The 25,751-nt window shown below is 64.6% G+C and carries 29 protein-coding genes; 9 read left to right on the top strand and 20 right to left on the bottom strand.

Annotated features, from left to right (window positions below; genetic code table 11):
• The first annotated feature begins 127 nt into the window (after positions 1 to 127).
• Together BN2476_RS37450 and BN2476_RS37445 are read left to right on the top strand one after the other, a co-directional pair.
• Complete coding sequence (locus BN2476_RS37450) at positions 128 to 400, top strand: DUF2934 domain-containing protein (protein WP_087739253.1); 273 nt, start codon at positions 128 to 130, stop codon at positions 398 to 400.
• Positions 401 to 485: 85 nt separating this feature from the next.
• Positions 486 to 1,436, top strand: coding sequence for a DUF72 domain-containing protein (locus tag BN2476_RS37445; protein WP_087739240.1), 951 nt, complete (start codon positions 486 to 488; stop codon positions 1,434 to 1,436).
• A 67-nt stretch (positions 1,437 to 1,503) separates the two neighbouring features.
• Here BN2476_RS37445 and BN2476_RS37440 read toward each other — a convergent pair whose 3' ends face one another.
• The 3 genes from BN2476_RS37440 to BN2476_RS37430 all read right to left on the bottom strand — a co-directional run bounded on the left by BN2476_RS37440 (position 1,504) and on the right by BN2476_RS37430 (position 2,508).
• Positions 1,504 to 1,719, bottom strand: coding sequence for a hypothetical protein (locus tag BN2476_RS37440; RefSeq protein ID WP_087739239.1), 216 nt, complete (start codon positions 1,717 to 1,719; stop codon positions 1,504 to 1,506).
• A 48-nt stretch (positions 1,720 to 1,767) separates the two neighbouring features.
• Positions 1,768 to 2,289 (bottom strand): CinA family protein, encoded by a 522-nt coding sequence (locus BN2476_RS37435; RefSeq protein ID WP_328590439.1) that lies wholly within the window; start codon positions 2,287 to 2,289, stop codon positions 1,768 to 1,770.
• 69 nt (positions 2,290 to 2,358) lie between these two features.
• A complete protein-coding gene (locus tag BN2476_RS37430) occupies positions 2,359 to 2,508 on the bottom strand; it encodes a c-type cytochrome (protein ID WP_175607942.1) in 150 nt (49 codons plus the stop codon).
• Positions 2,509 to 2,675: 167 nt separating this feature from the next.
• Between BN2476_RS37430 and BN2476_RS37425 the strand changes: the two genes are divergently transcribed.
• Positions 2,676 to 2,837 carry a DUF1328 domain-containing protein gene (locus BN2476_RS37425; protein WP_087739237.1) on the top strand — a complete coding sequence of 54 codons (162 nt, stop codon included), beginning with the start codon at positions 2,676 to 2,678 and terminating at the stop codon, positions 2,835 to 2,837.
• 109 nt (positions 2,838 to 2,946) lie between these two features.
• Here the strand turns inward: BN2476_RS37425 and BN2476_RS37420 are convergent, their stop codons facing one another.
• From BN2476_RS37420 to BN2476_RS37395, 6 genes are all read right to left on the bottom strand, one after another.
• The gene (locus tag BN2476_RS37420) at positions 2,947 to 3,822 is read right to left on the bottom strand and encodes an alpha/beta hydrolase (RefSeq protein ID WP_087739252.1); all 876 of its coding nucleotides are present in this window, start codon (positions 3,820 to 3,822) and stop codon (positions 2,947 to 2,949) included.
• Complete coding sequence (locus BN2476_RS37415; RefSeq protein WP_087739236.1) at positions 3,819 to 5,231, bottom strand: hypothetical protein; 1,413 nt, start codon at positions 5,229 to 5,231, stop codon at positions 3,819 to 3,821. The genes BN2476_RS37420 and BN2476_RS37415 overlap by 4 nt, the downstream gene beginning before the upstream one ends.
• Positions 5,228 to 6,145, bottom strand: a complete 918-nt coding sequence (locus BN2476_RS37410; RefSeq protein ID WP_235851134.1) for an alpha/beta fold hydrolase — start codon at positions 6,143 to 6,145, stop codon at positions 5,228 to 5,230. The genes BN2476_RS37415 and BN2476_RS37410 overlap by 4 nt, the downstream gene beginning before the upstream one ends.
• A gap of 135 nt (positions 6,146 to 6,280) precedes the next feature.
• On the bottom strand, positions 6,281 to 6,667 hold the full coding sequence (locus tag BN2476_RS37405; RefSeq protein WP_087739251.1) for an ester cyclase: 387 nt from the start codon (positions 6,665 to 6,667) through the stop codon (positions 6,281 to 6,283).
• Positions 6,668 to 6,746: 79 nt separating this feature from the next.
• The gene (locus BN2476_RS37400) at positions 6,747 to 9,275 is read right to left on the bottom strand and encodes an EAL domain-containing protein (RefSeq protein ID WP_438942932.1); all 2,529 of its coding nucleotides are present in this window, start codon (positions 9,273 to 9,275) and stop codon (positions 6,747 to 6,749) included.
• A gap of 280 nt (positions 9,276 to 9,555) precedes the next feature.
• Positions 9,556 to 10,146 (bottom strand): BPSL1445 family SYLF domain-containing lipoprotein, encoded by a 591-nt coding sequence (locus BN2476_RS37395; protein ID WP_087739234.1) that lies wholly within the window; start codon positions 10,144 to 10,146, stop codon positions 9,556 to 9,558.
• A gap of 312 nt (positions 10,147 to 10,458) precedes the next feature.
• Here BN2476_RS37395 and BN2476_RS37390 point away from each other — a divergent pair, with 312 nt between their 5' ends.
• Positions 10,459 to 11,406: a PTS sugar transporter subunit IIA gene (locus tag BN2476_RS37390; RefSeq protein ID WP_087739233.1), complete on the top strand. Its 948-nt coding sequence runs from the start codon at positions 10,459 to 10,461 to the stop codon at positions 11,404 to 11,406.
• Positions 11,407 to 11,551: 145 nt separating this feature from the next.
• Here BN2476_RS37390 and BN2476_RS37385 read toward each other — a convergent pair whose 3' ends face one another.
• On the bottom strand, positions 11,552 to 12,115 hold the full coding sequence (locus BN2476_RS37385; protein WP_087739232.1) for an SLATT domain-containing protein: 564 nt from the start codon (positions 12,113 to 12,115) through the stop codon (positions 11,552 to 11,554).
• Between the two features lie 215 nt (positions 12,116 to 12,330).
• Here BN2476_RS37385 and BN2476_RS37380 point away from each other — a divergent pair, with 215 nt between their 5' ends.
• From BN2476_RS37380 to BN2476_RS37370, 3 genes are all read left to right on the top strand, one after another.
• Positions 12,331 to 12,558: an FmdB family zinc ribbon protein gene (locus tag BN2476_RS37380; RefSeq protein WP_087739231.1), complete on the top strand. Its 228-nt coding sequence runs from the start codon at positions 12,331 to 12,333 to the stop codon at positions 12,556 to 12,558.
• A 99-nt stretch (positions 12,559 to 12,657) separates the two neighbouring features.
• Positions 12,658 to 13,602, top strand: coding sequence for a transcriptional regulator GcvA (gene gcvA, locus BN2476_RS37375; protein WP_087739230.1), 945 nt, complete (start codon positions 12,658 to 12,660; stop codon positions 13,600 to 13,602).
• 137 nt (positions 13,603 to 13,739) lie between these two features.
• Positions 13,740 to 15,023 (top strand): MFS transporter, encoded by a 1,284-nt coding sequence (locus BN2476_RS37370; RefSeq protein ID WP_087739229.1) that lies wholly within the window; start codon positions 13,740 to 13,742, stop codon positions 15,021 to 15,023.
• 30 nt (positions 15,024 to 15,053) lie between these two features.
• Here the strand turns inward: BN2476_RS37370 and BN2476_RS37365 are convergent, their stop codons facing one another.
• From BN2476_RS37365 to BN2476_RS37355, 3 genes are all read right to left on the bottom strand, one after another.
• Positions 15,054 to 15,728 (bottom strand): response regulator transcription factor, encoded by a 675-nt coding sequence (locus BN2476_RS37365; RefSeq protein ID WP_087739228.1) that lies wholly within the window; start codon positions 15,726 to 15,728, stop codon positions 15,054 to 15,056.
• A 380-nt stretch (positions 15,729 to 16,108) separates the two neighbouring features.
• Positions 16,109 to 17,437: a sensor histidine kinase gene (locus BN2476_RS37360; protein WP_087739227.1), complete on the bottom strand. Its 1,329-nt coding sequence runs from the start codon at positions 17,435 to 17,437 to the stop codon at positions 16,109 to 16,111.
• Positions 17,438 to 17,655: 218 nt separating this feature from the next.
• On the bottom strand, positions 17,656 to 17,964 hold the full coding sequence (locus tag BN2476_RS37355) for a DUF4148 domain-containing protein (protein ID WP_087739226.1): 309 nt from the start codon (positions 17,962 to 17,964) through the stop codon (positions 17,656 to 17,658).
• 354 nt (positions 17,965 to 18,318) lie between these two features.
• On the opposite strand from BN2476_RS37355, the gene BN2476_RS37350 reads away from it, so the two are divergent.
• Positions 18,319 to 18,504 (top strand): DUF3563 family protein, encoded by a 186-nt coding sequence (locus BN2476_RS37350; protein ID WP_087739225.1) that lies wholly within the window; start codon positions 18,319 to 18,321, stop codon positions 18,502 to 18,504.
• A 57-nt stretch (positions 18,505 to 18,561) separates the two neighbouring features.
• A complete protein-coding gene (locus BN2476_RS37345; protein ID WP_087739224.1) occupies positions 18,562 to 19,011 on the top strand; it encodes a tellurite resistance TerB family protein in 450 nt (149 codons plus the stop codon).
• A gap of 108 nt (positions 19,012 to 19,119) precedes the next feature.
• Here BN2476_RS37345 and BN2476_RS37340 read toward each other — a convergent pair whose 3' ends face one another.
• The 7 genes from BN2476_RS37340 to BN2476_RS37305 all read right to left on the bottom strand — a co-directional run bounded on the left by BN2476_RS37340 (position 19,120) and on the right by BN2476_RS37305 (position 25,691).
• Positions 19,120 to 20,283 carry a J domain-containing protein gene (locus tag BN2476_RS37340; RefSeq protein ID WP_087739223.1) on the bottom strand — a complete coding sequence of 388 codons (1,164 nt, stop codon included), beginning with the start codon at positions 20,281 to 20,283 and terminating at the stop codon, positions 19,120 to 19,122.
• Between the two features lie 203 nt (positions 20,284 to 20,486).
• On the bottom strand, positions 20,487 to 21,485 hold the full coding sequence (locus BN2476_RS37335) for an O-fucosyltransferase family protein (protein ID WP_087739222.1): 999 nt from the start codon (positions 21,483 to 21,485) through the stop codon (positions 20,487 to 20,489).
• 397 nt (positions 21,486 to 21,882) lie between these two features.
• A complete protein-coding gene (locus tag BN2476_RS37330; RefSeq protein WP_087739221.1) occupies positions 21,883 to 22,095 on the bottom strand; it encodes a hypothetical protein in 213 nt (70 codons plus the stop codon).
• A gap of 176 nt (positions 22,096 to 22,271) precedes the next feature.
• Positions 22,272 to 23,303 (bottom strand): phosphate ABC transporter substrate-binding protein PstS, encoded by a 1,032-nt coding sequence (gene pstS / locus BN2476_RS37325; protein ID WP_087739220.1) that lies wholly within the window; start codon positions 23,301 to 23,303, stop codon positions 22,272 to 22,274.
• A 409-nt stretch (positions 23,304 to 23,712) separates the two neighbouring features.
• Complete coding sequence (dinB, locus tag BN2476_RS37315) at positions 23,713 to 24,867, bottom strand: DNA polymerase IV (protein WP_087739218.1); 1,155 nt, start codon at positions 24,865 to 24,867, stop codon at positions 23,713 to 23,715.
• A 249-nt stretch (positions 24,868 to 25,116) separates the two neighbouring features.
• Positions 25,117 to 25,425, bottom strand: coding sequence for a hypothetical protein (locus tag BN2476_RS37310; protein ID WP_235851133.1), 309 nt, complete (start codon positions 25,423 to 25,425; stop codon positions 25,117 to 25,119).
• A gap of 26 nt (positions 25,426 to 25,451) precedes the next feature.
• On the bottom strand, positions 25,452 to 25,691 hold the full coding sequence (locus BN2476_RS37305; RefSeq protein WP_087739216.1) for a hypothetical protein: 240 nt from the start codon (positions 25,689 to 25,691) through the stop codon (positions 25,452 to 25,454).
• Positions 25,692 to 25,751 lie beyond the last annotated feature (60 nt).

Below are 25,751 nucleotides of genomic sequence, written 5' to 3'. Positions count from 1 at the left end.
TGTTCCTCCGTCGTTGCGTCTGTGCCATGGAGGCATGATGACGCGCGAGACTTAGCGCTGAATGAGCATTGCGCATCAGGCATTGCGCATGCTTGCTGTCATGCGCTTATGGATCGAGGAGAACGCAATGGCCACGCAAAGCAGTGCACGAAGCACAGACGATCTCATCAGGGAACGCGCGTACCATCTTTGGGAGCAGGACAACGATCCGAAGAAGCACGCGAACGAGTACTGGGACACGGCGCGCAGGCAGATCGAATCCGAGGGCGCGGGCAATGCGCAAGAAGGGCAGCCTGCCGCGCAATCGGTGAAGCGGCATATCGAAAGCGAAGACCCGCAGGAAGGCAACACCCCTCACGACGATATGACCGGCAAGCCGCGTGCGAAGCGCACGAGATGACGCGCGTAAATCGCGGGATCTGACGAATGCATTCGATGCGGATCTCGCGCCCGAGCGCCACGGATCTTTCACGAGGAGAAGCACGATGACGACCAGGATCGGTATCTCAGGTTGGCGCTATTCGGGCTGGCGAGGCGTCTTCTATCCGGAAGGGCTTGCGCAAAAACGCGAGCTCGAATTCGCATCGCGCGCCGTCGATACGATCGAGATAAACGGCTCGCACTATTCGCTGCAAACCGTCGAGAGCTATCTGTCGTGGTACGACGCAACGCCACGCGATTTCGTTTTCAGCGTGAAGGGTCCGCGCTACCTGACTCACATGCTGCGCTTTCGCGCCGAAACGGCACGTCCGGCGATGGCGAACTTCTTCGCGTCCGGCGTGCTCGCATTGCGCGAAAAGCTCGCTGTGTTTCTATGGCAATTTCCGCCGAACTTCGTGTTCGTCCCTGAAGCGTTCGAAGCGCTGCTCGCGCTGCTGCCCGTGGATTTCGCGTCGGCAGTGCAGTGCGCCGGACAACACGATGCACGCGTCAGCCATCCGTGGTTCAACGTCGACGTGAACCGGCGCATTCGGCACGCGATCGAAATTCGTCACCCGAGCTTTTGCACGCCCGAATTCGTGACACTGCTGCGGAAGTACAAGGCAGCACTCGTGATATCCGACTCGACGGCAGGCTGGCCCTACGGCGAAGACGTGACAAGCGACTTCGTCTATCTGCGTCTGCACGGCAGCGAAACGCTCTACAGCGGCGCCTATGCCGATGCCACGCTCGAACGGCTCGCGGCCCGCATCGATGCATGGGCGCACGGCGGCGAACCACACGACGCGGTGCGCTTCGCGCCAAAGCCAGCGACGCAGCGACGCTCTCGCGACGTGCTCGTCTACTTCGACAACGATACGAAAGTCGAAGCGCCATTCGATGCCGCGCGCCTCAAAGCACGGTTCGATCAGATCGCAAAGTCGCCCAACGCAAAGCCAATCCGGCAGAGCGTCAGACGAACTACTCGCACACCACTTCCTCACAAACCGGCATAGCGCTTACGAGTGTCGGCGGCCCCGCTGGGTTGCGCACGTCCCGATCGCAAAGGCCTCTCGTGCGCCACTAGACGCAATGCTCGTCGATCCATTCCTTCGCCCATTCGGTGCCGAAAACGATCGCCTCTTTCTCGTCGAGAAAGTTCCCCGGCACTTCGAACTCGTAGGTCTCCATTGCGGCGTCTTCATTCGATGGCCGATAGATCCGCACGCTTGCCACCAGGTTGCCGTCCGCGATGCCGGCCGTGACGCCGACGGTGCACGACGCATAGGTCATTTCCATGATGCTGTCCCCTTGTTCTCCGATGTTGTGACGGTGCAGGCTACACCGCTAGACTGACGATGCAAAGCGCCAACGCCCGTGAGCCGAGCGTGTTGAAGTCATGCTCGATCCGCGAGAGCGCGTACTGCGCGGCGCGTCGCCCGACCTCGTTCCCGTTGCCCAAACTGGTTCGTCTCGGCGAATGTCGCGATGCCGCCGCGCAGCCGGCACGACCATGCAAAGCATTGCGTGCCTGCGGGGCAGTCCGCCGGATGACGCGCCATCGGCGACGCCCGTTTTCGCGACTGAGACGTCGACACTGCCACCCTCATGCCGCAACGCAGCTTGGGCCATCTCCCGAGCGGCCTGACCGCTCGTCAAGCCGTACTGCTGCATCGTAGCCTCGCGCACGCCCGGAAAGCCGGCCTTTCCTTCGGGCGAGTATGCGACGAAGCCCGCATCGAGGCACGTTCCGCTACCGGGCACTTCAGCGAGCAGAGACGCAATCAGGCCGGCCGTGCACGACTCGGCCGCGGCGAGCCTGAGTCCGCGCGAACCGGGAGACGATACGACCTGCCTTGGCACATTCATCGCATTTGCTGCCGACAACGTTTCGTTGCCGGGGCTGCAGCAATCTGCATGCCGTTCCCCGGGGCCAATTCAATTGTGCGGAATTTCGCGCAATGCGCAAAAGCCGTTGGCGGTGATCGGCCGCGCGTTGTTGCCCCATGCGCTGCGCAGATAGGTCAGCACATTGGCGATCTGCACATCGTTCAGCGTGCCGACGAAGGCGGGCATCGCCTTCGGCAAGCTCGTTCCAGGGCCAGCGCTTGCATTGCGGCCGCGTGATGCCACTCGGCCAACGCACGGACACCCGCTTTCCGGCTTCACGAAACGACGGCACGACGGTTGCTCGGTCCCTGTGAAGCGCACGCGCTAACCCCGGCGCGGCGGCCCCATAAAAGGAGATCCATACCATGCTTTACTACGCTCTGGTTTTCTTCATCATCGCGATCATTGCCGCCGTCTTCGGATTCGGCGGGATCGCTGCGGGCGCGGCCAGCATCGCGAAGATCCTGTTCTTCATTTTCCTCGTGATCTTCATCGTGACGCTGCTGATGGGCGTCGTGCGGCGATAACGTAACGGCAAGCACAAGAAGCGGCGATGCGAACACATAAACGTTGTCGATCGAACGGCTCGCATCGCCGCCAGCACCTCGCGTGACGCGCGTCTGTTATGCGCGGCCCTTACGCATCGTGTGGCGCAGTCCGCACGCGGTGCCGATCCGTTTCGACGGCGGCGCTCACGCGTCGGAGATCGTCGAGAAAGCGCAATACGTGCTCGCGCGCGCCCTGTTCCCATACATCGACATGGCCCGCGCCGTCGATCAGTTCGAGCCGGCGCGGCGCGCGGACAGCCGAGTAGAGCCGCGCGAACTGCACGGGCGGAATGACGGCATCGGCGCGGCCGCCGCATATCAGCACGGGCGCGCGCACGCGGCCGATGCTGGCGAGGTTGTCATAGCGGTCCCGCACCATGCAGCGGAATGCGAACAACGGAAAGCGCGCTCTCGCCACGTCGGCGATGCAGGTGAACGGCGCTTCGAGAATCAGCGCAGTAAGCGCTTCGTACTCCGACGCCATTCGCACCGCGACACCCGTGCCGAGCGAAAACCCATGCACGGCGATCCTGGTCGTGCGCTGCGCGACGAAGTCGAGTGCCGCGCGGCCATCCGCAAACAGGCCTGCTTCGGATGGATGTCCCGGCGCGCCTCCATAGCCGCGATATTCGGCAAGATACACGCCGTGCCCCGCCTCGATCAGGTCATGTGCGATTTGCGCGCGTTGCGACAGGTCTTCTCCGTTTCCATGAAACAGCACGACGGTGAATGCATCGCTTCGGCTCGCGGGCGCATAACGGCCCGGCAGCACGAGGCCGTCTGCCGTGCGCACCGTCACAGGCTCAATGTGATCGGCGGCCGCGTTGCGCGTCACGCCCCGGATCTGTTCGAGCGGATAGACCAGTCGGCCCTGAAGCCAGAACAGCAGCGCGACGGCGATGGCGTAACCGGCGAGCACGACGGCAAGCAGCGACAGCAGAATCAGCCGCACCGTCTCGTTCATGCCGTCGCGCCCTGGATGGACGCGCGCTCGGCGCACTGCACGCGATGCGCCGAGCCATGCTGTTGAAGAAGCGCTTCGAAGCGCGCGCACTTCAATGCAGGCGGTGTCGGGAATTGAGGTTCCAGGCGCGCAAGCGCGCGGCCGAAACGCGCGAACGTCGCGAAGTCGCGCGGATAGTGCGCCGTATCGACGCCTGCGAAGCGGCCCTCGCTCTTCGCCGTATCGAGCAGCGCGCGCCAGCGAGCGATCGGCGCAAAGCCAATGCTCTCGACGCCATGCGAGAACAGCATCATGTCGATCTCGTCGAATGCCGGCTGCGTCTGCAGATAACGCTGCAACGCGTCCGCCGAAGACTCGACGCAAAACAGCAGCCAGAACGGCAGCGCGTGAAGACGCATGGTGGTGAGCGGCTCCATCAGCAAAAACGAATCGACGACTAGCCTGCGCGGAACGATGCCCGCATCGCGATACCAGTCGCGATACACGGCAGCCGTCACGAAGCTCAGGCTCTCGGGCTCTTCGTAGCGGATCTCCACGATACGCCATTTCATCTGCGAGGCCAGCCATTCGATATCGCGCATCAGCCGTTCGTCGAAGCCCCACTCGGCTTCGGGCGCGATGTCGTTGGGTGCGGGCGGCGTCCAGTGCGTGCGCTTGCTGCCGTAGCGCGCGAGGCTCGTTTTCACGGATGGACCGCCGTGCAGGTACTCGTCCTCGGTCGCACCGCCCGTTGCGCCGAACTGATAGACGGAGCGCGAGCTCGTGCGCGTGACGGGCCATGCGAGCGTGCACGCGTTCACGTACAAAGTCCCGCCGGGGCGCAGGCTGCTCAGCAGAAACTCGCGATACGCAAGCGGCAGCGCGAGATGCTTGAGGCGGAAATAGTGCATCGAATGCAGCATCAGCCTGTCCTGATTCGGGTCTTGCATATGATGGACCGCGATGCGCTCATCGGCGGCGAGCAACGCATCGGCGATCGCGCGGCCTTCCTTGAAACCGCGCTGAGCGTCGTCGGGATCGCTGAACGGTGCGCGCACGGGGCACAGGAACGTCTGCGGCAGCCACGGAATCCGCATCGCGGCCGCGAGATGAACCAGCGCGCCATTCGACGACCCGACGATGGCGGCATCGTATTGCCGTTGAGGATACAGACCCGCGAGCCATTCGGCGATGCGTTCGAGATCCAGCTTGCGGACCTGACGCCGCCGTATCCCTTCCATCATGCCGCCGATGCTGTAGCACCGTTCGCGGGCGCGCGGCGACAACCTGTTGGCGCGGGACATCAGCCAGTCCTGCACACGCGACTGGCTCGGACTCACGAACGGCTTGCCGTGCAGCGTCGCGGCCAGCGCCTGCGCCATGCCGGCCGCCGAGTCGAAACGGGCAATGCCGCGCGGCGGCTTGTTCATGGTCGTGCGGCCTCGGTTGCAAAAGTGTGCGTGCCTGCCGTCAGGAATGGCGCGACCGCCAGCGTAAAAGCGTGCGGATAGACATAGCTCAACGTGTGCGTGCCACCCTCGATCACAGCAAGCGTTCCGCGCGGGACGAGCCGCGCGACGGTGGCCGCCCATTCGAGCGGCACCACGGAGTCACGCGTGCCGGCGACGACCAGCGTCGGCGCGGCAACATGCGGCAGCCGCTCTTCGATCCTGTCGCAAATCAGGATACGCATCGTCGCGAACGCGCGGCGCAGGCCCGCCTTCGCGTAGTCGATGCGTCCCGTCGCGGCGGGCGCGCGCATCTGCTCACGCCTGCCGTTGACGAGATCGCGATACACCTGCTTCATGAGCGTGCGCGCCCTGGGGTCGGAGGTCGGCCCTTGCAGGACGAGCCGGTCGACGACATCCGGATGGCGGCACGCAAGATCGGTGATGATCTGGCAGCCGAACGAATTGCCGACAAACGCCGCCCTTTCGACGCCGAGCGCTCGCAGCCAGTCGCGCAACGCGTCGGTGAGTTGCGCAAGCGACAACGTCCGCGAGCGGCTGCCGTCGATCAGACGGCTTTCGCCGAAACCCGGCAGGTCCGGCGCGAGCACGCGGAAATGACGGCCCAGCGCGCTCGCAAGCGGCTCCATATAACGGCTAGATATCACAAGGCCATGGACCAGCACGACAGGCATCCGATGCTGCGTCATGGCCGGTCCGGGATGTACGCGATGAAACATCCGGCAGCGGCCGACCTCCGTATATACGCCGCCGATGCCCGCGGCTCGGCTCGCCCCGGTCAGCGCGGGCGCGGCCCCGAGCCGGCGCCACGCGAGCGCGAGCCATGCGCCGCCGAGCACGATGCAGACGGCCAGGCAGACAGGAAGAAGTTGCAACGTCTTGTGTCCGTGAAGAGCGGTAGCGGCACGCGTCAGTGAAGCATGCATGCGTCAGTGCCGCGTCGGAATCATTGATATGAGCAAATGCTGTTCCTGCTGTAGCGGACGCGATCGTAGCTGTTTGCTTTGCCGCTAAAGCTGGGCTTCGATGGCGGCCTTGTCGATGACCGACCATACTTCCCTGATCTTGTCTGCCCGGAATTCGTAGAACACGTTCTCGGCAAACGAAACACGCCTGCCGTTCACGGGGAGCCCAAGAAATACGCCGCGTGGCGTGCAGTCGAATTGCAATCGGCTCGCGATGTAAGGAGGATCGGAGACCAGCAACTGAACGTTGAAGTAAAGATCCGGGATTGCGTCGAAGTCTCGCTCCAGCATCGCGCGATAACCCGATAAGCCGATCCGCCGGCCATTGTGAATCGCGTCATCGTGAACGAACTGTCCGAGGCCAGGCCAGTCCTGCTGGTTCAGGCACGCGATGTAATCCCGGTAGATGGCGGGCAGACGCGTTTCGATCATGGCCATGGCTCCTTGCTCGTACGAAGTCCCTGAGCAAGGAATCTTGCCGGCGTGTATTGCCCGAATCAAGCGACGCTTTCTATGCACTCTCCAGTTGCGCGAGTACCGCATCGCAACTGTGCCGCATGTGTTCCGCCAGCCGTTGCGCAGGCTGCGGTTTCGCCAGCAGGTAGCCCTGTCCCTGATGACAGCCCACCTCTTGCAGGAACGCGAGCTGCTCCGGCGTCTCCACGCCTTCCATCACCACATCGAGGCCGAGCGCGCGCCCCATCACGACGACGGCGCGAATGATCGCGCGATCCGGATTCTGCGCGTCGCTGCTGCCGAGAAAGGAGCGGTCGATCTTCAGCGTATCGACGGGCAGATCCTTCAGGTACGCGAGCGACGAGTAGCCCGTGCCGAAATCGTCGATGGCGAGGCTCACGCGCCGCGCGACCAGCTCGCGCAACAGCGTGCCGATCTCTTCGCGCGTATTCATCGCCATGCTCTCGATCAGTTCGAGTTGCAGGCGCTCGGGCGGCAGCGCCGTCTCGCTGAGAATGGCGGACAGGTCGCCCAGGAACTCGTCGGTGAGGCACTGCCGCGCCGACAGGTTCACGGCGATACGGCCGAACTCGATGCCCGCATCCAGCCACGCGCGCGCCTGCCGGCACGCCTCGCGCAGCACCCAGCGGCCGAGTGGCACGATCAGCGTCGACTGCTCGGCGATGCCGATGAATTCACCGGGCGGCACGAGCCCGCGATGCGGGTGGCGCCAGCGCAGCAGCGCTTCGACGCCGACGACGCGTCCGTTCGACAGGTCGTATTGCGGCTGGTAGTACAGGCAGAATTCATTCTGATCGAGCGCGCGGTGCAGTTCGCCGAGCGTCTCCAGTTGCGCGATCGCCGACGATGTCATGTTGCTCTCGAAGAACTGGAACACATTGCGTCCACGGCTCTTCGCGCCGTACATCGCCTGATCGGCGCGCATCATCAGTTGCTCGGCCTGCGCGCCGTCGTCCGGATAGATGCTGATGCCGATGCTCGGCGTCGTGAAGATCTCGCGTCCGCCGAGATCGATCGCCTGTCCCACCGAGTCGAGCAGCATCCCCGCGACATGGCCCACGTCGCGCACATCGTTGAAGTCTTCCAGTACGAGCGCGAATTCATCGCCGCCGAGCCGCGCGACGGTATCGCTTTCGCGCAGTCCGGCGCGCAGCCGCTCGGCCACCACTTTCAGCACCTTGTCGCCCGCGCCATGGCCGAGTGTGTCGTTCACCAGCTTGAAGCGGTCGAGGTCGAGATACATCACGGCGAACTTGCGTCTGCTACGGCCCGCATGAATGATCGCCCGCTCTAGCCGCTCCTCGAACAGCACGCGATTCGCGAGCCCCGTCAGCACATCGTGCGTCGCGAGGTAGCGCAACCGCTCTTCCGTCTGACGACGCTGCGTGATGTCGGAGAAAATGCCCGCGTAGTGCGAGATGTCGCCGTCGTTGTTGCGAATGCTCGTGATGGTCAGATACTCGAGATACAGCTCGCCGTTCTTGCGGCGGTTCCAGATCTCGCCTTGCCAGTGTCCGTCGGTTTCGAGCGAGCGCCACAGCTCCGCATAGAACCCGGGCGGCTGATGGCCCGAGTTCAGCAGGCTCGCGTCGCGCCCGAGCACCTCTTCTTGCGTATAGCCCGTGAGACGCGTGAACGCCTGGTTCACGCGCTCGATCTTCGCGTCGCGGTCGGTGACCATGATGCCTTCGAGCGCCGACTCGAACACGCGGTCCGCCATCCGCAGACTGAAGCGCGCCTGGCCGAGCGCCTCGTCGCGCTCGCGCACCGCGTTTTGCAGCTCGCTCACGTACTCGTCCTCGATGTTCTGCAGAAGGTCCGCGAAGCTGAGCAATCCGGCGAGGCGTCCGTCGCCGTCGCACACGCCGACATGACGGATATGCCGCTGCAGCATCAGGCGCTGCGCGGCGTACAGGTTCTGCGTCGCCGCGAGCGCCTGCAACGGACGGCTCGCGTGATCGCCGACCGCGCAGTCGAGCCGGTCGTTCACGATCAGTCGCAACACGTCGCGCTCAGTGAGGATGCCGTGCTCGCCATCGTCATACTCGACGACGACGGCATCGAGCTTGCGAGTCCGCATCTGCGCGATCGTGTCGTGCAGCGGCTGATGTGCGGGCACCGCGACATGCGGGTGTACGTGTACCGATTCGATCGGCTTCAGGCGCAGGAAGAATTCGGCGCCCTGATTCACGATCACGTCCGTCTGCGTCAGCACGCCGATGCACGCGCCATCCCTGACCACGCCGAAATGGCGAATGCCCGACTGCTTGAAACGGACGGCCGCTTCGCCGAGCGGCGTGCCCGCATCGAGCGTGAGAAGCGGCGCGCTCATCATGTCGCGGATCGGGCGATCGAGCGCATCGGCATCCTCGCCGGCGGCGAGCGCGTCCTGTTCCGTCCAGATGCCGACGGGCTTGCCGTCGTCGATCACGACAATCGAGCTACAACGTTCCGCGAAGATGCGCCGCGCGACTTCGCGCGCAGGCGTGGCAGGCGCGCACGTCACCATCGGGCGCGCGATGAGGCGTGAAACGGGAATAGCGTAACTGCTCGTGTTTATCATCGACTGGCTCAGAGCGGCGAACCTTCGCAGACGTCCGCATGGCATGCACACCGGCAAAGCCAGGCGGCCTCGCCGGTTAGCTGTTGCATCGACGGGGTCTGCGGACGCCCAACGGAAATGACACTTCAACCCGTCTCTTAACGACAGACCGAGTGCAAAACCTGAGTGACAGGATGTCGCACGAGAATGACATACGAAAGCCCGCGCAGCCGTGCTCGTCGCGAGCCCGCATCCATCGCGGGCTCGCAATCGCCACCGCATCACGGCAGCATCAAGGCGGTCAGATGATCAGACGGGAAATCTTCGAGCCTTCGAGCGACACGCCCGCCATCAATCCGCCGTTCGTCAGCACGAAGGCTTCGACGGGGCTCGTCGCCGTCGACGTATCGACGTTGCCGTTCGCGCCGACCTTCAGCACCGCGACGGTCGCATCGACGCCCGCCGCCCAGCCCTGGCTGTGCGTGAAGCTGTTGAGCGCGTCGTCCGTCATGAACAGCATGACGATCGCCTTCGACTGCGCGCCGATCTGCAAGCCGAATGACGCGGCCGCGATGCTGTAGTAGCCCGACGTCTGTCCGCCGATGCGCAGCGCGCCCTGCCCGTACTGTCCGCCGAACCAGAAGCCCGCCGAGATCACCGAAGGAAACACGAGAATGCCGCGCGCCTTGTCGGCGAGTTCGCGCGAGCCGCCGATCGTGTTGAAAAGACGCGTGAGCGTCGCGTTGACGTCGGCGTCGATCGACTGACGCTTGCCAGCGTTCGCTTCAGGCGTCGCATCCGACGACGGACCCGTGGTCGTGCAGCCGGCAAGCGACAGGCCGCTCGTGGCGACTGCGGCAGTGGTCATGGCGAGGAATCGGCGGCGGCGCATTGTTTTCTCCCTTGTAAGTCCGAATTTTTGTCGCGACGGTGGCGCCGTCCTCGCGTCGGCGGAGGACGGCCCTACTTGATGACAGCGAATGCGTCGCCGGAGTTCCATCTTCGCCTGTATCGGGCACCTGCATTGCGCGCCCATCGGAAGCCGCCACGACCACGCAGTGCCCGGGCGTGATCATCTTTTCGCGCCAATTGGCGCGCAGTGCGGCACCCCGCATTCCGCGAGCGCACCGCACACCACTTTTTTATTCGGCTTTAATGCGGATCGCGCTACGCTAGTCATCGTGTCAAGGTCGGGAGAGAGGGCATGACGAGGACAAGTGCCATTCTGCGCGCGATTTTCAGCGTCCACCGCGCCCGCGCGGATGTCGCGCGGCGACACGCGGCCGGTCGCAGCGTGATGATGCGCGTGACGCTCGACGCGCAGCACGTCACGCCGTTGCGGCGCGCGCTCACCCGCGACTGCGCGGGCCAGCCCTGGACGATCCGTATCGCGACATTGCCGCATACCGATCGCGTGCAACTGTCGCTGTATCTGCCGAAGGACGCCGTCAACGGCGCCATCGCGCAGGTGACGCGCATCGCGCCCGCCGCGCAATTCGGCCATCTGTTCGAGATCCCCGAAACGCCGACGGACGGCTGGCGCGATCTGTTGCGCGCGACGTCCTGGACGCACGCGGCCAACGCGCTGCGCGCAGCGAGACAACCGCCCGTCAGCGACGAGGTCGAGTCGCTCGACCGCCTGCTGAACCCCGGCAACGTACTGCTCGATGCGAGCATCGCTGATGGAGCCGCGCTCTTCTCGCGGCTCGGCGAGCTTTGCGAAGCGCGCTACGGTGTACGGGCGGATGAAGTGGTTGCGGGACTGAGCGCGCGCGAAGCACTGGGCTCGACGGGTCTCGGGCAAGGCGTGGCCGTGCCGCACAGCCAGATCGCGGGTCTGCGCAACGCGATCGTCGTTTATGTGCGCCCCGCCGTGCCATTCGATTTCGACGCGCCGGATTCGAAGCCCGTCAGCGATGTCATCGCGCTGCTCGTGCCCGAAGGCGCGAACACGACGCACTTGAACCTGCTCGCCGATGTCGCGCAGCGCTTTTGCGATCAGCACTTCCGCGAGCGTCTGCGTGGATGCGGCAGCGCGAGCGAGGTTTGCCGCCTGTTCGGCAGCGATGCCGAAGTCGACGGCACGCTCACGCCGTCGTTGACGCCGATGCCGCGTCCGCTGGCAGCAACGGCGCATCAGGGGCGCGTTTGAGGGCGTAGCGTTTGAGGGCGTAGCGTTTGAGAGCGTAGCGTTTGAGGGCGCAGCGTTTGAGGGCGTAGCGTTTGAGGGCGTAGCGTTTGCACAATGACGTCGGCGCGCCTGGCGTTCGCGCGCCCGCCTCGCACATCGGACGCATTCATTCCCAGCGCCCTTCGTGGCGGCTTTGCGCCGCTGCGACGCGCAACGTTTCCTGCGTGCGTCTGAATACTCGCGGCGGCACGCTCGGCGAATCGTCCGCAAGCCTGTCGAGCGTTTCGCGAACCGCGCTCACATAGTGCCCGTCGCGCGAGCCGGGATCGCCGGCATAGATCGCTTCCAGTTGACGCCGCACGGCGCCATAACGCGCGCCCGCCGAGCGATGTTCTTCGGCCCGTTCCGCGTAGCGCATGAACGTCTGCAACGCCGCCGACACGGCCGCCGCAATGCTCACCATTCCGACCACGAGCCGCGCCCACGGCGAGTCCGCCGACGCCACCAGCGACAGAAACACCGTCGTGCCGACCACAGCCGACACGGCCGTCACGCCGATGCCGAACAGGCGGTTCCGTGCGGCCAGCAGATCGGCCATGTCGTAATGGCTCTTCTGCGATTCGCGCGCGCGGCGTATCCATTTCAGCAACAGCTCGTCTTCGCTGACGGGCGGCCTGTATTCGGCTTGCGCGCTCGAACCGGGTTTCGCTTGCGTATCGACCATCGTCATGCCTGCCGCCTCTCTTCGACAAGGAAGGACCAGCATAGCATCGTGCGGTGCGGCATGGTCATTGCGCGCGGCGCATGCATCGACGTCTCGTCGGCGCCGCATCGGCCTCGTGCCAACCGCATACGGGGAGCGCTTCGCGATGCGCAGGCGCGCAATGCGGAGTTCACGCAGGCGCGGCGGACACGGTACGATGACGGGATTCGTGGGAGCAACTGATGCCTGTGTACGACTATGAGTGCGCCGACTGTGGCGCGTTTGAAGCAGTGCGGCCTATCGCGCAGCGCGACGAAACCGCCGACTGTCCCCGTTGCGGGAGCCCCGCCGAACGCGTGCGGATCGGCGCGCCCGCGCTGCTCGGCGGTTCGTCGGCGTCGGGTGGCGCCGCGTCCGATGGCGAGGGCGGCTACGGCATGCGGCATCGCGGCTGCTCGTGCTGTCCTTGAACCCATGAGCGGCATGCGAACGGGCCGCTCGTTATCGGCCTTATCCGCATTGGCGGTCGTCATGCGCGGCCGTCAACCATCACGCCAGAAGGACGTGTCATGCCGCTGCGCCTGCCCCCGCTGAACTCGCTGCGTTTCTTCGAGGCGGCGGCGCGGCACGGCAGTTTCAAGCTCGCGGCCGCCGAGCTCAACGTGACGCCGAGCGCCGTCAGCCACGGCATCGTCGCGCTCGAGGAAACGCTCGGCGTCGCCCTCTTCGTGCGCGAGCCACGCAAGCTGTCGCTCACGCCTGCTGGCCAGCTGTATTTCCCCTATATCGCCGAAGCGTTTTCGCTGATCGCGCTCGGCACGCAGCGGCTGCCCGACAGCCGCACGCACCGAACCATCTCCGTGAGCTGCGCGCCGACGCTAGCCGTCCGCTGGCTCGTGCCGCGCCTGCACGACTTTCGCGCGCGTTGGCCCGGTATCGACGTTTCCGTCGACACGTCGCGGCGCCAGGTCGGCTTTCCTCTCGACGGCTTCGACTTCGGCATTCGACTGAGCCGCGGCCCCGTTCCGGGCAGCGACTGGAGCCGGCTGTTCGGCGAGCGGCTCGTGCCCGTTTGCAGCGCGGCCTATCGCGCGACACTCGTCGATCAGCACGGCCACGTCGATCTGCGTCGCGCAACGCTGATTCACGTCGATACCGCGAGCGAGGACTGGCAGGCGTGGCTGGACGGCGCGGGCATCGGCGACGTCGACGCGGCGCCCGGGCTGCGCTTCGACACGATCCAGTTGGCGCTCGAAGCGGCATCGACGGGCATGGGCGTCGCGATCGGCCGCCGGCCGCTGGTGAACCGCGAGCTCGATGCAGGCACGCTCGTCGAAGCCGCCGCGCCGACCGTCGAAGCAAAGACCGCGTACTGGCTCGTCAGCGCGCAGGGCGCCGACGAGCGGCCCGATCTGCAGGCGTTCAAGCGTTGGCTGCTTCACGAAGCGCAGATATTCGACGACCAGCATCCAGCCGACGAGGCGCCTTCGTCCGCGATAGCTGCGTCGCGGTAGCGCTAGTGGCTCTTCCCAAAGCTCTCACCGCCGCGAGTCTTTCGCCATGAGTGAATTCCGTTCACCTGTCGCCGAAAACTTTTCGTTTGTCGCGTGGCGTCGCTGCTGCGACGATGGCCGCGAGGAGGAACGGAAACATGTCGACGGCCAAACGCGCTCATGCAACAACTTACGCAACAACACTGAAGAACCCGACGTTCTACGTGATCGTCGCCGCCGCGCTGATCCTGAGCGCCGCGATGGGCATCCGGCAGACATTCGGCCTGTTCATCGGGCCGTTTTCGTATGACCGGGGCCTGCCCGTCACGCTGATCGCGTTCGCGATCGCGCTGCACAATCTCGTGTGGGGCTTCGCGCAACCGTTCGCGGGCGCGGCCGCCGATCGCTACGGCGCAGCACCCGTCGTCGCGTTCGGCGCCACGACGTTCGCGGCGGGCCTCGCGCTCGCAGCGGGCGCGCCGTCAGCGCTCTCGCTCATTGCGGGGCTCGGGCTGCTGGTCGGCATCGGCGTCAGCTGCACGACGTTCGGGGTCGTGCTGACGTCCGTCGGACGCGTCGCGACGGCCGAGCAGCGCAGCATGGCGATGGGCATCGCCAGCGCGGGCGGCTCGCTTGGGCAGGTGCTGATGGTGCCGTTCGCGCTGACGCTGCGCGAAACGTCGGGTGTATCGACGTCGCTCTTCGCGCTTGCGTTCCTGATGCTGATCGCCGCGCCGCTCGGCATCGTGCTCGACCGCCGCAACAGAGGCGCGGCCGTGCCGCATGCGGCGGCTTCACAAGCGGCGGTGTCGGCGCCCGTAACGTCGCTGCGCGAGACGCTCGCGCACGCGACGCGCCATCGCGGCTACAGGCTGCTGACGCTCGGCTTCTTCACGTGCGGTTTCCAGCTTGCGTTCATCGCGACGCATCTGCCCGGATACCTCACGTTGTGCCATATGCCGATGGGACTCGGCGCCACCGCGCTCGCGCTGATCGGGCTCTTCAACATGGCGGGCAGCTGGGCGTGCGGCTGGCTGGGCGGGCGCTTCCGTCAGCAGCACGTGCTCGGCTGGCTGTACCTGATTCGCGGCGCGACGATTGCGTCGTTTTTCCTGCTGCCGAAATCGACGCTCTCCGTCGTGCTGTTCGCGGCCGTGATGGGCCTGACATGGCTCGGCACGGTGCCGCTCACGAGCGGACTCATCGCGAAGGTGTTCGGCACACGGCATCTCGGGACGCTGTTCGGCGTCGTGTTCCTGAGCCATCAGATCGGTTCGTTTCTCGGCGCGTGGCTCGGCGGCTTCGTGTTCGACGTGACGGGCTCGTATTCGCTGATCTGGGGCGCGACGGCGCTGGCGGGACTGTTCGCGGCGCTGCTGCATTTCCCCATCGACGATACGGTTCACGCGAGCGGCGCGTCGATCGAAACGGCGCGCGCTTGAAGTGGAAGTGTAGCGATGCGCCGGCGGCCTTCAGGTCTTCGGCGTATCGCCGAGCATGACCGTCCAGCCGAGCCCGCGCACGTTGCGGATCACCGACTGTCCGAACTTCTTGCGCACGGAGTGGATGAGCACGTCGACGGCGTTGCTCTCGACTTCCTTGCCCCATCCGTACAGCTTGTCTTCGAGCTGATCGCGCGACAGGATCGTGCCGGGGCGTTCGAGCAACGCGAGCATCAGCGCGAACTCGCGCGCCGACAGCACCGACGACACGCCGTTGCAGCACAGTGTGCGCTTGTCGAGATCGAGGCTCAACGCGTCGTCGCCGAGCCGCGACGATGCATAGCCCGCCTTGCGGCGCAGCACGGCGCGAATGCGCGCGAGCAGTTCGGGAACGTCGAAGGGCTTGAGCATGTAGTCGTCGGCGCCCACGTCGAGGCCCTGGACGCGCGCGTCGAGATCGTCGCGCGCCGTGAGGATCAGCACGGGCACTGTGTTGCCCGCCGCGCGCGCCGACTTCAGCAATTCGATGCCGCCCATGCCGGGCAAGCCGAGATCGAGCAGGACGACCGTGTATTCGGCGGCCGCGATGGCCGCGCTGCCTGCCTTGCCATCGCGTACCCAGTCGACGCTGTAATCGGCGTCCTGAAGCGCGCGCAGCAGACTCTGGCCGATCTGCAGATCGTCTTCAACCAGTAGCACTCGCATGATGTCGTGTCCACAGCAACGAAGCGTTGTCGTTGGCTGCGGCGCGAGGACCGTTCGCGGCGGGACGACTCGCGCCCAGGCGGCGAATTGTGATTCCAGGCCGTAGCCCGCCGGTGCAAGCCCCCTACGGCGCACCGGCCACAACGCATGATAGCCGAGTTGTTTCCGTCGATTTGCTCGCGTTTATTCGCCGTGCGTTGCGCGGCTGTCAGCGATGGCGAGGGCGAAAAAAAGCCGACCGCTCGCGCAGTCGGCGCAAGGATTCCGGCGTACGCGGGTCGCCGCGCCAGAACCAGAGGGGCCTGCTCCAACAGTTCCATCATCGGCGCGCAGACTTAGCGAACAATGAGCGAATGAGCGTCGCCCGCGCGCGCCAACGCTCAAGGCACGGCGTCGAATCCGATCGAAGCGACGATGCCCGACTGTCCATCCGTACGATTGCGCAACTTCGCCGCGCCGCCATACCGGTTCACGATTGCCTGCACGATCGACAGCCCCAGCCCGCTGCCTTCTATCTGCGCGTTCGCGCGAAAGAAGCGGTCGAACACGCGCGGCAGCAGCGCCTCGTCGATGCCAGGCCCCGTGTCCACGACTTCGATCCACACCATGCCGTCGCGCACGTGCACGCTCAGATCGACCTTGCCGCCATCCGGCGTGTAGCGGATCGCATTGCTCACGAGGTTGCGCAGCGCAATGCAGATGTCGGCTTCGTTGGCACGCACATGCGCGCTCGCCATTTCGTCGGCGCCGATATCGATGCCGCGCTTCATCGCAATCGGCAGCACTTCGGCCACGGCATCGACGACCACTTTCGTCACGTCGACGCGCATCAGCGTATCGGGCTGCAACGCCGCATCGGCGCGCGCGAGCCGCAGCAATTGCGCAATCAGTCTGCCGCTGCGCCGTATGCCGCTTTGCAGCTCGCGAAAGCGCACCTGATTGCCGGGCGCGATATGCGGCTGAAGATTGTCGGCCTGCAACTGCAACGCAGTGAGCGGCGTGCGCAATTCGTGCGCGGCGTCGGAGATGAACTTTCTTTCGCTTTCGATCGATTGCGCGAGACGCTCGATCATCGTGTTGATCGAAACAATGAACGGGCGTATTTCGGTCGGCACGCCCGATGTCGACAGCCGCTCGAAATGCGTCATGTCGATCGCCTGCACCTGGGCGCCGAGGCGCGTCAGACGGCGCAGCGCGCGCCGCACGACCAGCAGCACGGCAAGCCACACGAGCGGCACGAGCACGACCATCGGCCAGAGCGTGTTGAGCGAGCGGGCCTGCGCGAGTTCGTGCCGCACACGCGAGCGCTGCGCGACCTGGACGACCGTGCCCGGCTCGCGCAGCGTGTAGATGCGCCAGCTTTCGCCGCCGACTTCCGTGGTCAGGAAGCCCGCTTCAGCATTGCGCGGCAACGCGAGCGTGGGTTCCGTCGAGCGATAGGGCGTTTCGATGCCCTCTTTCCAGACGGTGAGAACGATATCGCGCTCGGGCTGCGAACCGCGCGCGGGTATCGCGGGCAGAGACTCGGCGAGACCGCTGCGGTACAGGCGCGTCGCCACCTGTTCGAGGCGCAGGTCGAGCAGCGCGCTCATGCCCGCTTTGGACAATTGATATGAACTGACGCCTTGCACCACGCCGACGATGCTCACCAGCACGCACAAGGCGAGCACGAGCTGATTTCTTAACGACCGGATCTTGGGCATGGACATGGTGATGAAGCGTGCCGTCCGAAGAGCGTTGTACGCGCAGCTTTGCAGCTTTGAACGCAACGAAGGCGCGCGAGAGAGACGCGCTCGCGCTTCGTCGTTGCGAGCCGATTCTACACCGCGCTATGCGCTCTTCTCGTTCTCGAAGCGGCGGTGCGGACGCGCAGAGTGCTCCGCGCGTCCGCAACTCATGTGCAACGAAAGACGTTGCTGGCAGGTGTTCAATGCCCGACGTAGATCGACTTCAATCCGACGTCGTATCGCGGATGATCAAATGCGCCGCTCTGCGATGTGCCTTCGGCAACGCCACCGTATTCGCTTGCGTCCTGCGGCTGAATACATGCCTGCGCCGCCTGGAGGTTGGCCGGATAGTGCACGTGGTCGCTAGCGGAGTTGTAGCCCGCGCGTTCCAGTTGCACGAGTTCGGCCCGCGCGTCGGCTCTCGTGACGGGTGCGTTCGTCTGCGCGAACGATGCAACGGGCAATGCGAGGACCACAGCGACAGTAGCGGTTTGAATCAGCGATTTCATGACGTTTCTCTCCAGAGGTTATCGAATGAGTCTCCGATGCCGTGCGTTCGACGCATCGGTTCATTCGCATTCTGGGCGCCAATAGTGAGCACAGACTGAGCGCCGCTAATCCCGCCGGCACAGACCCCGATATGTCACGTCGTGCCCTATCTCATCGTCGCGCCGCCCGTTTTCTGCATGCCTGACTCATTTCCGGCTAATTCGGCCTGACTACGATGCAACCCGTCGATGCAGCGGCCCGACTCCGAGCAACAGAGGGCACGCAGTTTTCAAGCGCATCGCATCCACGCAGCGACGCGAACCCATCCTTCGCCCGCACGTTCCTGATTCTTTGCATCACTGAAGGAGCCCATCATGTTGACCCAACTCGTTCATCGTCTTGGCACGCTGTTCATGCTCTCGCGCAACCGTGAACGCGATGCCTTCCTCGCTTCGTCGACCGATGTCGCCGATCTCGAACGGCGCATGCGTCTGCTCGACGACGGCGGCCATCCGTTTCACGTGCATTCGAGCGTCATGCCGCGCGACTGGATCGCATGAGCGGCGGCACGCCGCGCAAGACCGGATTCAATCGATCAATGCAAATGGAGATCTGAAATGCGTCACTATCGATGCGACAGCCCCGAAGCCGCAGCGCGTATCGTCGCTGCCTGCCTGCTCTCGGATGGACACGTGGGCATCCACGAACTCGAAGCACTGGACCGTTACGGCATGGAAGAGCGGCTCAGGCTGAACCGCGAACAACTGCTCGCCGTCATCCAGCAGATGTGCGAAGACCTCACGACAACGGCCTATCTGAACTGGGGCGACACCTGCCGGCTCGACCCCGCCGTGATCTTTCAGCTGGCGCAGGACGTCAAGGATGCGCGTCTGCGACGCGAAGTCATTGCGCTGTGCAAGGAAAGCGCGCACGCCGACGGGCATCTTTCCGAAGGCGAGGATATGTTCATGCGCGTGCTACGCGCCGCGTGGAGAATGCCGCAAGAGAACGACCCGCCGCAACACTCGCGCGAGAGGTCGAAGCTCGTGAGCGTATCGGCCGTATAGCGCTTTGGGATCGATACCGTTGTCATGCCGCCGTGCGATCTGCAAGCCGCATGACGGCGCATGACGGCGCATGGCGGCGCCGCTGCGCGACGGAAGGACCGCCTGAAACTAGAACTCGCCGCGGCCGATCGTCGTCGCCTGCATGCTGCCCGGCGACGCGTACAGCATGACACTGATATGCGTCGCGTCGAGCCCGTTGCCGACAGCCTGCTCGGTGAGCCCGAATGGCTGTGACTTGTAAATGCCGCCGTCGTCGAGATTCTGGTAGCGCACGTCGTAGCTCCCGGGCGCGACGTCCTTCAGCGTGAAGGTGCGGCCTGCCGGCACAAAGAAGTGACGCACGGGCTGATCGAACACGGACGCGTTGTAGACCAGCTTGCCGAACACGTCGAAGTGGTTGATCGAGTTGTCGATCGTCACCGACGAATGCCCGCCCGATGCGCCGACTGGCATGCCGTCGAGATAACCCGCCGTGGCCGGCCACGGCGCCCCGTTCGGCGCGACGCCGGGGCGCACATACGCGGCGGGCGAACCCCCGGCCTGCCCGCTCGCGTCGCTCGCGGCGACGGATGCGTCGTTCGTCCACGGCGACGTCGCTGCCTGCGCCGACGCCATCGCCGCCAGTGCGCGGCCGTTGCCATCGGTTGCTGCCGCGCCGTCGGCATCGGCATGGCCATGCTCGCGATACGGCGCACCGGAGGTGATATTGCGCGTGAACGGCCACGGCGACATCGATTCCGTGATCACGACGTAGCCGACAAACGCGCATGCCGCAATCGCGATCCAGCCGCGCAACGAGACCCTGCGCAGAGCAAGTCCGAACGACACGCGCGACTTCTTGCGCGCAGCGGCGCGCGGATCGACCCTCGCCTGAGACGTCCAGCCGCTTCCGCGCGGCGTGGAGCGCGCCGACGCCTCGGCTTGCGAAGCGGCGTACCGGGGCATGTGCTGGGAGGCCGAGGCGGCGGATGTGGACGAAGCCGACGAAGGGGACGAGCCGGACGGACGCGACGAGGCCGCCGCCGTCGCGGCGGCAGCCGAGGCCTCGCGCTCCTTGCGCGCGAGCCATTCGTCGTGTTCCTTGCGTTGCGCCGGGTCGCTCAGGACCGCGTAAGACGCGTTGATGATCTTCATCACCCGCTCGGCGTCCGGATCGTCGATCCGTCGGTCTGGGTGATATTTCTGACACAAGGTCCTATAGGCCGCGCGGATCACTTCCTGAGGAGCATCCCGCGAGACTTTCAGATTGTCGTAGTGGCTGTGAATCTTCACGCCCTTCCCTTCCCCGATTGCCGTGCTGTCTTTTATGTCGATTCTACGCGACCCTAAGCGAGCCTACCGGTCGCGGGCGCGCCCGCACCCCGGCTTTCGATTCGCCGTTGTGGCCTGGACCGCACTTCACGTTGCGCTGCTTCTACATTGTGCAAGGTGGCGCGCGCCGCCGTTCCGCTGCCGTTCGTTATGCAGTCTTCCGTTTATGCCGTCTTCTCGTGGGGAAACTGCACGGCCGATTCTGACGTTTCCTCGTTACGTTTTTGCTGCTCGTTCCAGATCTGGCTGTCCGGGAACCAGAACGCGGTCGCGCGCGGCGGCACGGCAAGTTTGACGGGCAGCGACGGATTGAAGATCTTCGACCACGCCGACAGATACGACGGCGTCTTCAGCAGATAGCCGCAGCGCGCGAGCAGCAGGCTCGCGACCAGCGCCTCGCGCCCGATGGCGAGCCCCGGATGTCCGCTGAAATGCACGGGCGTGCCGCCCGAGGCCAGCAGCCGCGCGGGCGCGACGTTGACGGGCACGGCAAACGGGCGGGCAGCGAAAAACTCGAGGAACGGCTGCTCGTCACTCGATACGAAGATGTTCGTCAGATGCGGCTCTTCGGCGAGCGTCGCATCGATGATCTGGCACAACTCTTCCCAGCCGATCGTATGCGCCTCGACCTTCTTGTCGGTGCCGCGAAAATGCACGCCGAGCGTCGCTGCGCCGATGCCGAGCCGCAGGCAGATTGCGTCGACTTCCGCGCGGATCGGCGCGGCGGGCCGGTAATGCGCCATGAAGAGCGCGCTCGAATGCTTGAGTTCGAGCCGCGGCTCGTAGCGATTGCGAAAGCCGAGCACGCTCAGATCGCGCACAACCGACGTTCGCAGCCGCACGCTCGCTCCCGGCCTTGGGGACAGACTGACGGTATCGAAGTATTCGGCGAACCAGTCGACCTGGCCTTCCCGATCGCCGTAAATCCCTCCGCGCGCGGAAATCAGCGGCGTCAGGTGCTTCTCGTCGCAATACATCAGGATGAACAGCACCATCTGCATCACGGAGAAAAAGCCCGAATGCGCGCGAATTTCAATCGCGAAGTAGCCGTGGTTCAACCGCTGCTGCGCATGCAGCGAGATGCGGCCCGGTGTGCTGATCGATTGTTTGAACCGTTCGCTGCGCCGGATATCTCTTGCGATATCGATCAACTTGCTCAACATGCCACGCCCCTTTCCGCTCACCGGGCAGCCGACCCGATACGGCGTCTGTGGTCGAAGGATGCAGGCGCGATGCGGCGCTCCGTACGACAGCCGCGAGACGACCTTCATGCTGGAATGTCCAGCGCGTCTTGCACGTCGTACGGATCGGACCGCCGGCCCAATGCGAAATCAGCCAGCAAATAGACGCGTTCCGTCACGCGCCATCATATAGGGCGGAAACGCGGCGGTCGAGCAGGAAAAAACGGCTGTGTGCGACACCCAACATTTGCTTTTATGCCGCTAATCATCTGAATTTAAAGGTTTTTTTAAGGCGCTTATGTGGAAATGAGGCGGCTGCGGCTGAAGCGGCCGAAGGGCCCGCCGCAGTTGTCGGCAGGCCTGCCGCCGGAGTCTTCCATCAGCCTTTCATGTCGACCCAGATGCGGCCCCAGGCGGTCGCGTATTTGAGTGCCTGTTCGCCGTCGTAGAAGTAGTCGAGCGCGTTGAACGTGCGGGGCGGCAGCCCCGGCTTTTCGATGATCAGGTCGGCTGCGTGCATGCCGTCGTCGCCCATGGCGGCGCTGGCCTGCAAACGATAGCCTCGGTGTGTCGTCAGCATGGGAATCGTCATTGATACGTCTCTGGCTCTTTCAAAGGAATGCAGGCCGATGCGCTGCGTCCCGAACGACGGGGGCCGCGCCTCGTGCCCGCTTTCGGGCCAGGATTCGCATTATCACGACGCCCCGTTACTGTTCAGTGACGGCCGGCGTTTTTGCACGCCGGTCCGTTTTTATGCGCGCATTCTGATCAATCGGCGATCGGCTTGCCGGAAGCGTCCTTCACCTTCGCCTTCCACTGCGTGCGGATTTCGGACACGACGGCATCCGGCAATGTGATGTAGTCGAGTTCCTGCGCGGTCTGGTTGCCGTTCTTGAACGCCCAGTCGAAGAACTTGAGCGTTTCCTTGCCGTGGTCCGGCTTGTCCTGCGACGAATGCAGCAGCACGAACGTCGCGCCGACGACGGGCCACGCGTCCTTGCCCGGCTCGTTGGTGAGGATCTGGTAGAACGACTTCGACCACTCGGCACCCGCGGCGGCCGCCTTGAAGGTTTCCGTCTTCGGCTCGACGACGGCGCCCGACGAGTTCTTCAGCGACGTGTACGTCATCTTGTTCTGCTTCGCGTACGCCCATTCGACGTAGCCGATCGAACCCGGCAGACGCTGCACGAACGCGGCGACGCCGTCGTTGCCCTTGCCGCCCGTGCCCGTCGGCCAGTTGACCGTCGTGCCTTCGCCGACCTTGCTCTTCCACTCCGGATTCACCTGCGACAGATAGTGCGTCCAGATGAAGCTCGTGCCGGAACCGTCCGCGCGGCGCACGACGGCGACATCGGTATCCGGCAGCTTCGCGCCCGAATTGAGCGCGGCGATGGCCGGGTCGTTCCACTTCTTGATCTTGCCGAGGTAGATGTCGCCCAGCACGGCACCCGACAGCACCAGCGAACCCGGCTTCACGCCGGGCAGGTTGACCACGGGCACCACGCCGCCGACGACGGTCGGAAACTGGAACAGGCCGTCCTTGGCCAGTTCGTCGTCCTTGAGCGGCGCGTCGGAGCCGGCGAAGTCGACGGTTTTCGCGAGCACCTGCTTGATCCCGCCCGACGAACCGATGCCCTGGTAGTTGATGCGGCCGCCGCCCGTCTTTTGATAAGCGTCAGCCCATTTCGTGTAGATGGGCGCCGCAAATGTGCTGCCGGCGCCCGTGATGTCGGCCGCCTGCGCGAAGGAACTGGACAGCGAGCCGATCAGGCCGGCCACGGCGAGGAATGCGAGTTTCATGGTCACCTCCTGTTGTTGATTCAGAGTCGGCGATTTAGCGGTTGGCCGGAGTCAGTGCTTTGGCACTTACGCCGGCCCCATGCAGAGCAGTTGATCCAGAGTTTGCGCTTTGGTGCCTACTGCCGTTCCACGCCTTTCTGGTCCCATGCAAGACAGTTGCAGAAAGCTTTGTATGGGGTGCGTTTCGAAATTAGCCGCGCTTCGTGACATTGCGGTGACGGATGCGGGGCGGCTCGCGCAGTGGTTCGGGCACGTCAATAATCGCGGCCTGCACGATCACGTCGACGGCTTCGCGCGGTTTTGTCGGAAGAGATGGCAGAGAGGGGATGCGGCGCGTCGACGATTCGTTGGTCGAAAGGCCGTGGACAGTTCCGCGCACGCGTACGCCAGCGGACGCCGCGCAATCGCCTCACGCAGTAAAAGGCAACTCACCCTGCACGGGCAACGGCTGCGCGTGTTCGCTCGCATGCGACAGCCCGCTCACTCGCACGCCCAGCAATCGCAGCTTGCGCGTCAACGCCACGCGCTTCAGGCATTCGGTCGCCGCGCGCCGGATCGCCGCTGCATCCGATGTGGCGACGGGAATCGTCAGATCGCGCGTGACGGTCGAAAAATCGTCGAAGCGCAGTTTGATGCCGACCGTATGCCCGACATAGCCCTTGCGCTGCAAATCTTCGGCCACGCGCACGCAAAGGCGCGTGAAGGACTCCGACAGCGCCGGGCGATCATGGCGCGGATGCAGATCGCGTTCGAACGTCGTCTCGCGGCTCATCGACTTCGGCTCGGATTCGACGACGACGGGACGCTCGTCGATACCCTGCGCGACGTGCGTCAGCCACGTCGCGTACCTGAGTCCGAAGTTGGCCTGCAGCAGGTCTGGTGCCGCATGCGCCAGATCGCCGACAGTATGGATGCCGAGCGCGGCCAGCCGCTCGCTCGCCTTCGGGCCGATGCCGTTGATCTTGCGCGCGGCCAGCGGCCAGATGCGCGAGGGGATGTCGGCGGGCGTCAGGATCGTGAGGCCGTCGGGCTTGTCCAGCTCGGAGCCGATTTTTGCCAGCAGCTTGTTCGGCGCGACGCAAATCGAGCACGTGAGGCCCGTTGCATCGCGCACGGCCTGCTTGATGCGCGTGCCGATGTCGGCGGCGTCGCCGGGGACGTCCGTCAGTTCGATATAGATTTCGTCGATGCCGCGATCTTCGATACGCGTCGTGAACTTCGCCACTTCCGCCTTGAAGAGGCGCGAGTAATGGCGATACGAATCGAAGTCGGTGGGCAGCAGAATCGCGTCCGGCGCGAGTTGCGCGGCCTTCATCATGCCCATCGCCGAAAAGACGCCGAACGCGCGCGCCTCGTAAGTCGACGTGGTGACGACACCGCGCCCCGCATAGTCGCGCAGCCGCGCGAAGCGGCGCGTGCCGTCGGGCAGCGTTTCCGGCGTCGAGTTGCGCCCTCCGCCGATCACCACCGGCTTGCCGCGCAACTCCGGATAGCGCAGCAGTTCGACGGATGCGTAAAACGCGTCCATGTCGAGATGCGCGATACGGCGGGTGATGACGCTCATGTTGCGTGATGCGGCGTGCGATGAATGTGGACTGCGGCGGCGGATGCTTCAGTTAGAACCTGACTCGACGATACGCCACGTGCGCAGTTGGTGCTGCCGACGCCGCTCGCGCGGCTTGCATGTGACGCAGTGGGCTATGCAGCGCGGTTGTGGAGTTTAGCAATACACAGGCTGAAAACAGCGGCGCACGACAGCGGCTCGAACAGCGGCGCTTGCGGGACGCAAACATCAGCCGCTTTCCCGCTTGCATCAGACGCGGAACACGTTGCCGTCGGGACCGATCTTGCGGGGAATGCTGCGATTCGGCGCCTTCTTCGACGACACCACCGATGAAGCGCCCTGATCCGGATGCGCGCCGCCCGGCTCGGTGATCTTTCGCGCGAGCCGTGGTGCCGTTTGCGTGTGTGGGCGGACGTGCTTTGGCGCCGGTGCGGAATGACCGCGCGCCTCCGGCGGGTTCCAGATCTCGACGTACTTTTCCGCGTGCGCTGCCGAAGCCATAAGCAGCGCGAGCACTCCGGCTGTCATTCCGGGTAAGAGACGACGACCTGCATTCATTGCTTTATCTCCTTGCCTCGCGCGTCTTACCGGGCATCGTTTTTTGCCGCGTGGGGATGTTCGTGCGTCAGGCCCGCGCCCACCGACGAAATCGCCGTTCCCACCGACAAGCCGTTCTCGCATGCGTAAAACATGGGTTCGCCAGCCTTGCCGCGGCGGATCGCTTCATCAATTTCCCGATCGCCGAATGCCGACTTCAAGGCCGCGACAAAAGCCGCGATCTCCGGCATAGGATGGCTGACGGGCTTGTTCACGCGCATATCCACGACACACGTTCCTTATCAATCGCATCCCGGTACTGTATATCCATAAGGGCTATCCACTTA

Origin of the sequence: Paraburkholderia piptadeniae (assembly GCF_900007165.1) — a bacterium.
GTDB classification, from domain to species: Bacteria; Pseudomonadota; Gammaproteobacteria; order Burkholderiales; family Burkholderiaceae; genus Paraburkholderia; species Paraburkholderia piptadeniae.
Note: the sequence above shows the minus strand (reverse complement) of the source record. Positions and strands in the feature narration are given on the sequence as shown.

Excerpts from the sequence above, each read along its gene's own strand:
- BN2476_RS37440 (WP_087739239.1), bottom strand. The coding sequence starts at position 1,719 with ATGGAAATGACCTATGCGTCGTGCACCGTCGGCGTCACGGCCGGCATC.
- BN2476_RS37390 (WP_087739233.1), top strand. The coding sequence starts at position 10,459 with ATGACGAGGACAAGTGCCATTCTGCGCGCGATTTTCAGCGTCCACCGC.
- BN2476_RS37350 (WP_087739225.1), top strand. The coding sequence starts at position 18,319 with ATGTTGACCCAACTCGTTCATCGTCTTGGCACGCTGTTCATGCTCTCG.
- dinB (WP_087739218.1), bottom strand. The coding sequence starts at position 24,867 with ATGAGCGTCATCACCCGCCGTATCGCGCATCTCGACATGGACGCGTTT.
- pstS (WP_087739220.1), bottom strand. The coding sequence starts at position 23,303 with ATGAAACTCGCATTCCTCGCCGTGGCCGGCCTGATCGGCTCGCTGTCC.
- BN2476_RS37370 (WP_087739229.1), top strand. The coding sequence starts at position 13,740 with ATGTCGACGGCCAAACGCGCTCATGCAACAACTTACGCAACAACACTG.
- BN2476_RS37355 (WP_087739226.1), bottom strand. The coding sequence starts at position 17,964 with ATGAAATCGCTGATTCAAACCGCTACTGTCGCTGTGGTCCTCGCATTG.
- BN2476_RS37415 (WP_087739236.1), bottom strand. The coding sequence starts at position 5,231 with ATGAACAAGCCGCCGCGCGGCATTGCCCGTTTCGACTCGGCGGCCGGC.
- BN2476_RS37380 (WP_087739231.1), top strand. The coding sequence starts at position 12,331 with ATGCCTGTGTACGACTATGAGTGCGCCGACTGTGGCGCGTTTGAAGCA.
- BN2476_RS37445 (WP_087739240.1), top strand. The coding sequence starts at position 486 with ATGACGACCAGGATCGGTATCTCAGGTTGGCGCTATTCGGGCTGGCGA.
- BN2476_RS37395 (WP_087739234.1), bottom strand. The coding sequence starts at position 10,146 with ATGCGCCGCCGCCGATTCCTCGCCATGACCACTGCCGCAGTCGCCACG.
- BN2476_RS37450 (WP_087739253.1), top strand. The coding sequence starts at position 128 with ATGGCCACGCAAAGCAGTGCACGAAGCACAGACGATCTCATCAGGGAA.
- gcvA (WP_087739230.1), top strand. The coding sequence starts at position 12,658 with ATGCCGCTGCGCCTGCCCCCGCTGAACTCGCTGCGTTTCTTCGAGGCG.
- BN2476_RS37330 (WP_087739221.1), bottom strand. The coding sequence starts at position 22,095 with ATGACGATTCCCATGCTGACGACACACCGAGGCTATCGTTTGCAGGCC.
- BN2476_RS37335 (WP_087739222.1), bottom strand. The coding sequence starts at position 21,485 with ATGTTGAGCAAGTTGATCGATATCGCAAGAGATATCCGGCGCAGCGAA.
- BN2476_RS37405 (WP_087739251.1), bottom strand. The coding sequence starts at position 6,667 with ATGATCGAAACGCGTCTGCCCGCCATCTACCGGGATTACATCGCGTGC.
- BN2476_RS37360 (WP_087739227.1), bottom strand. The coding sequence starts at position 17,437 with ATGTCCATGCCCAAGATCCGGTCGTTAAGAAATCAGCTCGTGCTCGCC.
- BN2476_RS37425 (WP_087739237.1), top strand. The coding sequence starts at position 2,676 with ATGCTTTACTACGCTCTGGTTTTCTTCATCATCGCGATCATTGCCGCC.
- BN2476_RS37420 (WP_087739252.1), bottom strand. The coding sequence starts at position 3,822 with ATGAACGAGACGGTGCGGCTGATTCTGCTGTCGCTGCTTGCCGTCGTG.
- BN2476_RS37365 (WP_087739228.1), bottom strand. The coding sequence starts at position 15,728 with ATGCGAGTGCTACTGGTTGAAGACGATCTGCAGATCGGCCAGAGTCTG.
- BN2476_RS37310 (WP_235851133.1), bottom strand. The coding sequence starts at position 25,425 with ATGAATGCAGGTCGTCGTCTCTTACCCGGAATGACAGCCGGAGTGCTC.
- BN2476_RS37400 (WP_438942932.1), bottom strand. The coding sequence starts at position 9,275 with ATGATAAACACGAGCAGTTACGCTATTCCCGTTTCACGCCTCATCGCG.
- BN2476_RS37385 (WP_087739232.1), bottom strand. The coding sequence starts at position 12,115 with ATGACGATGGTCGATACGCAAGCGAAACCCGGTTCGAGCGCGCAAGCC.
- BN2476_RS37435 (WP_328590439.1), bottom strand. The coding sequence starts at position 2,289 with ATGAATGTGCCAAGGCAGGTCGTATCGTCTCCCGGTTCGCGCGGACTC.
- BN2476_RS37345 (WP_087739224.1), top strand. The coding sequence starts at position 18,562 with ATGCGTCACTATCGATGCGACAGCCCCGAAGCCGCAGCGCGTATCGTC.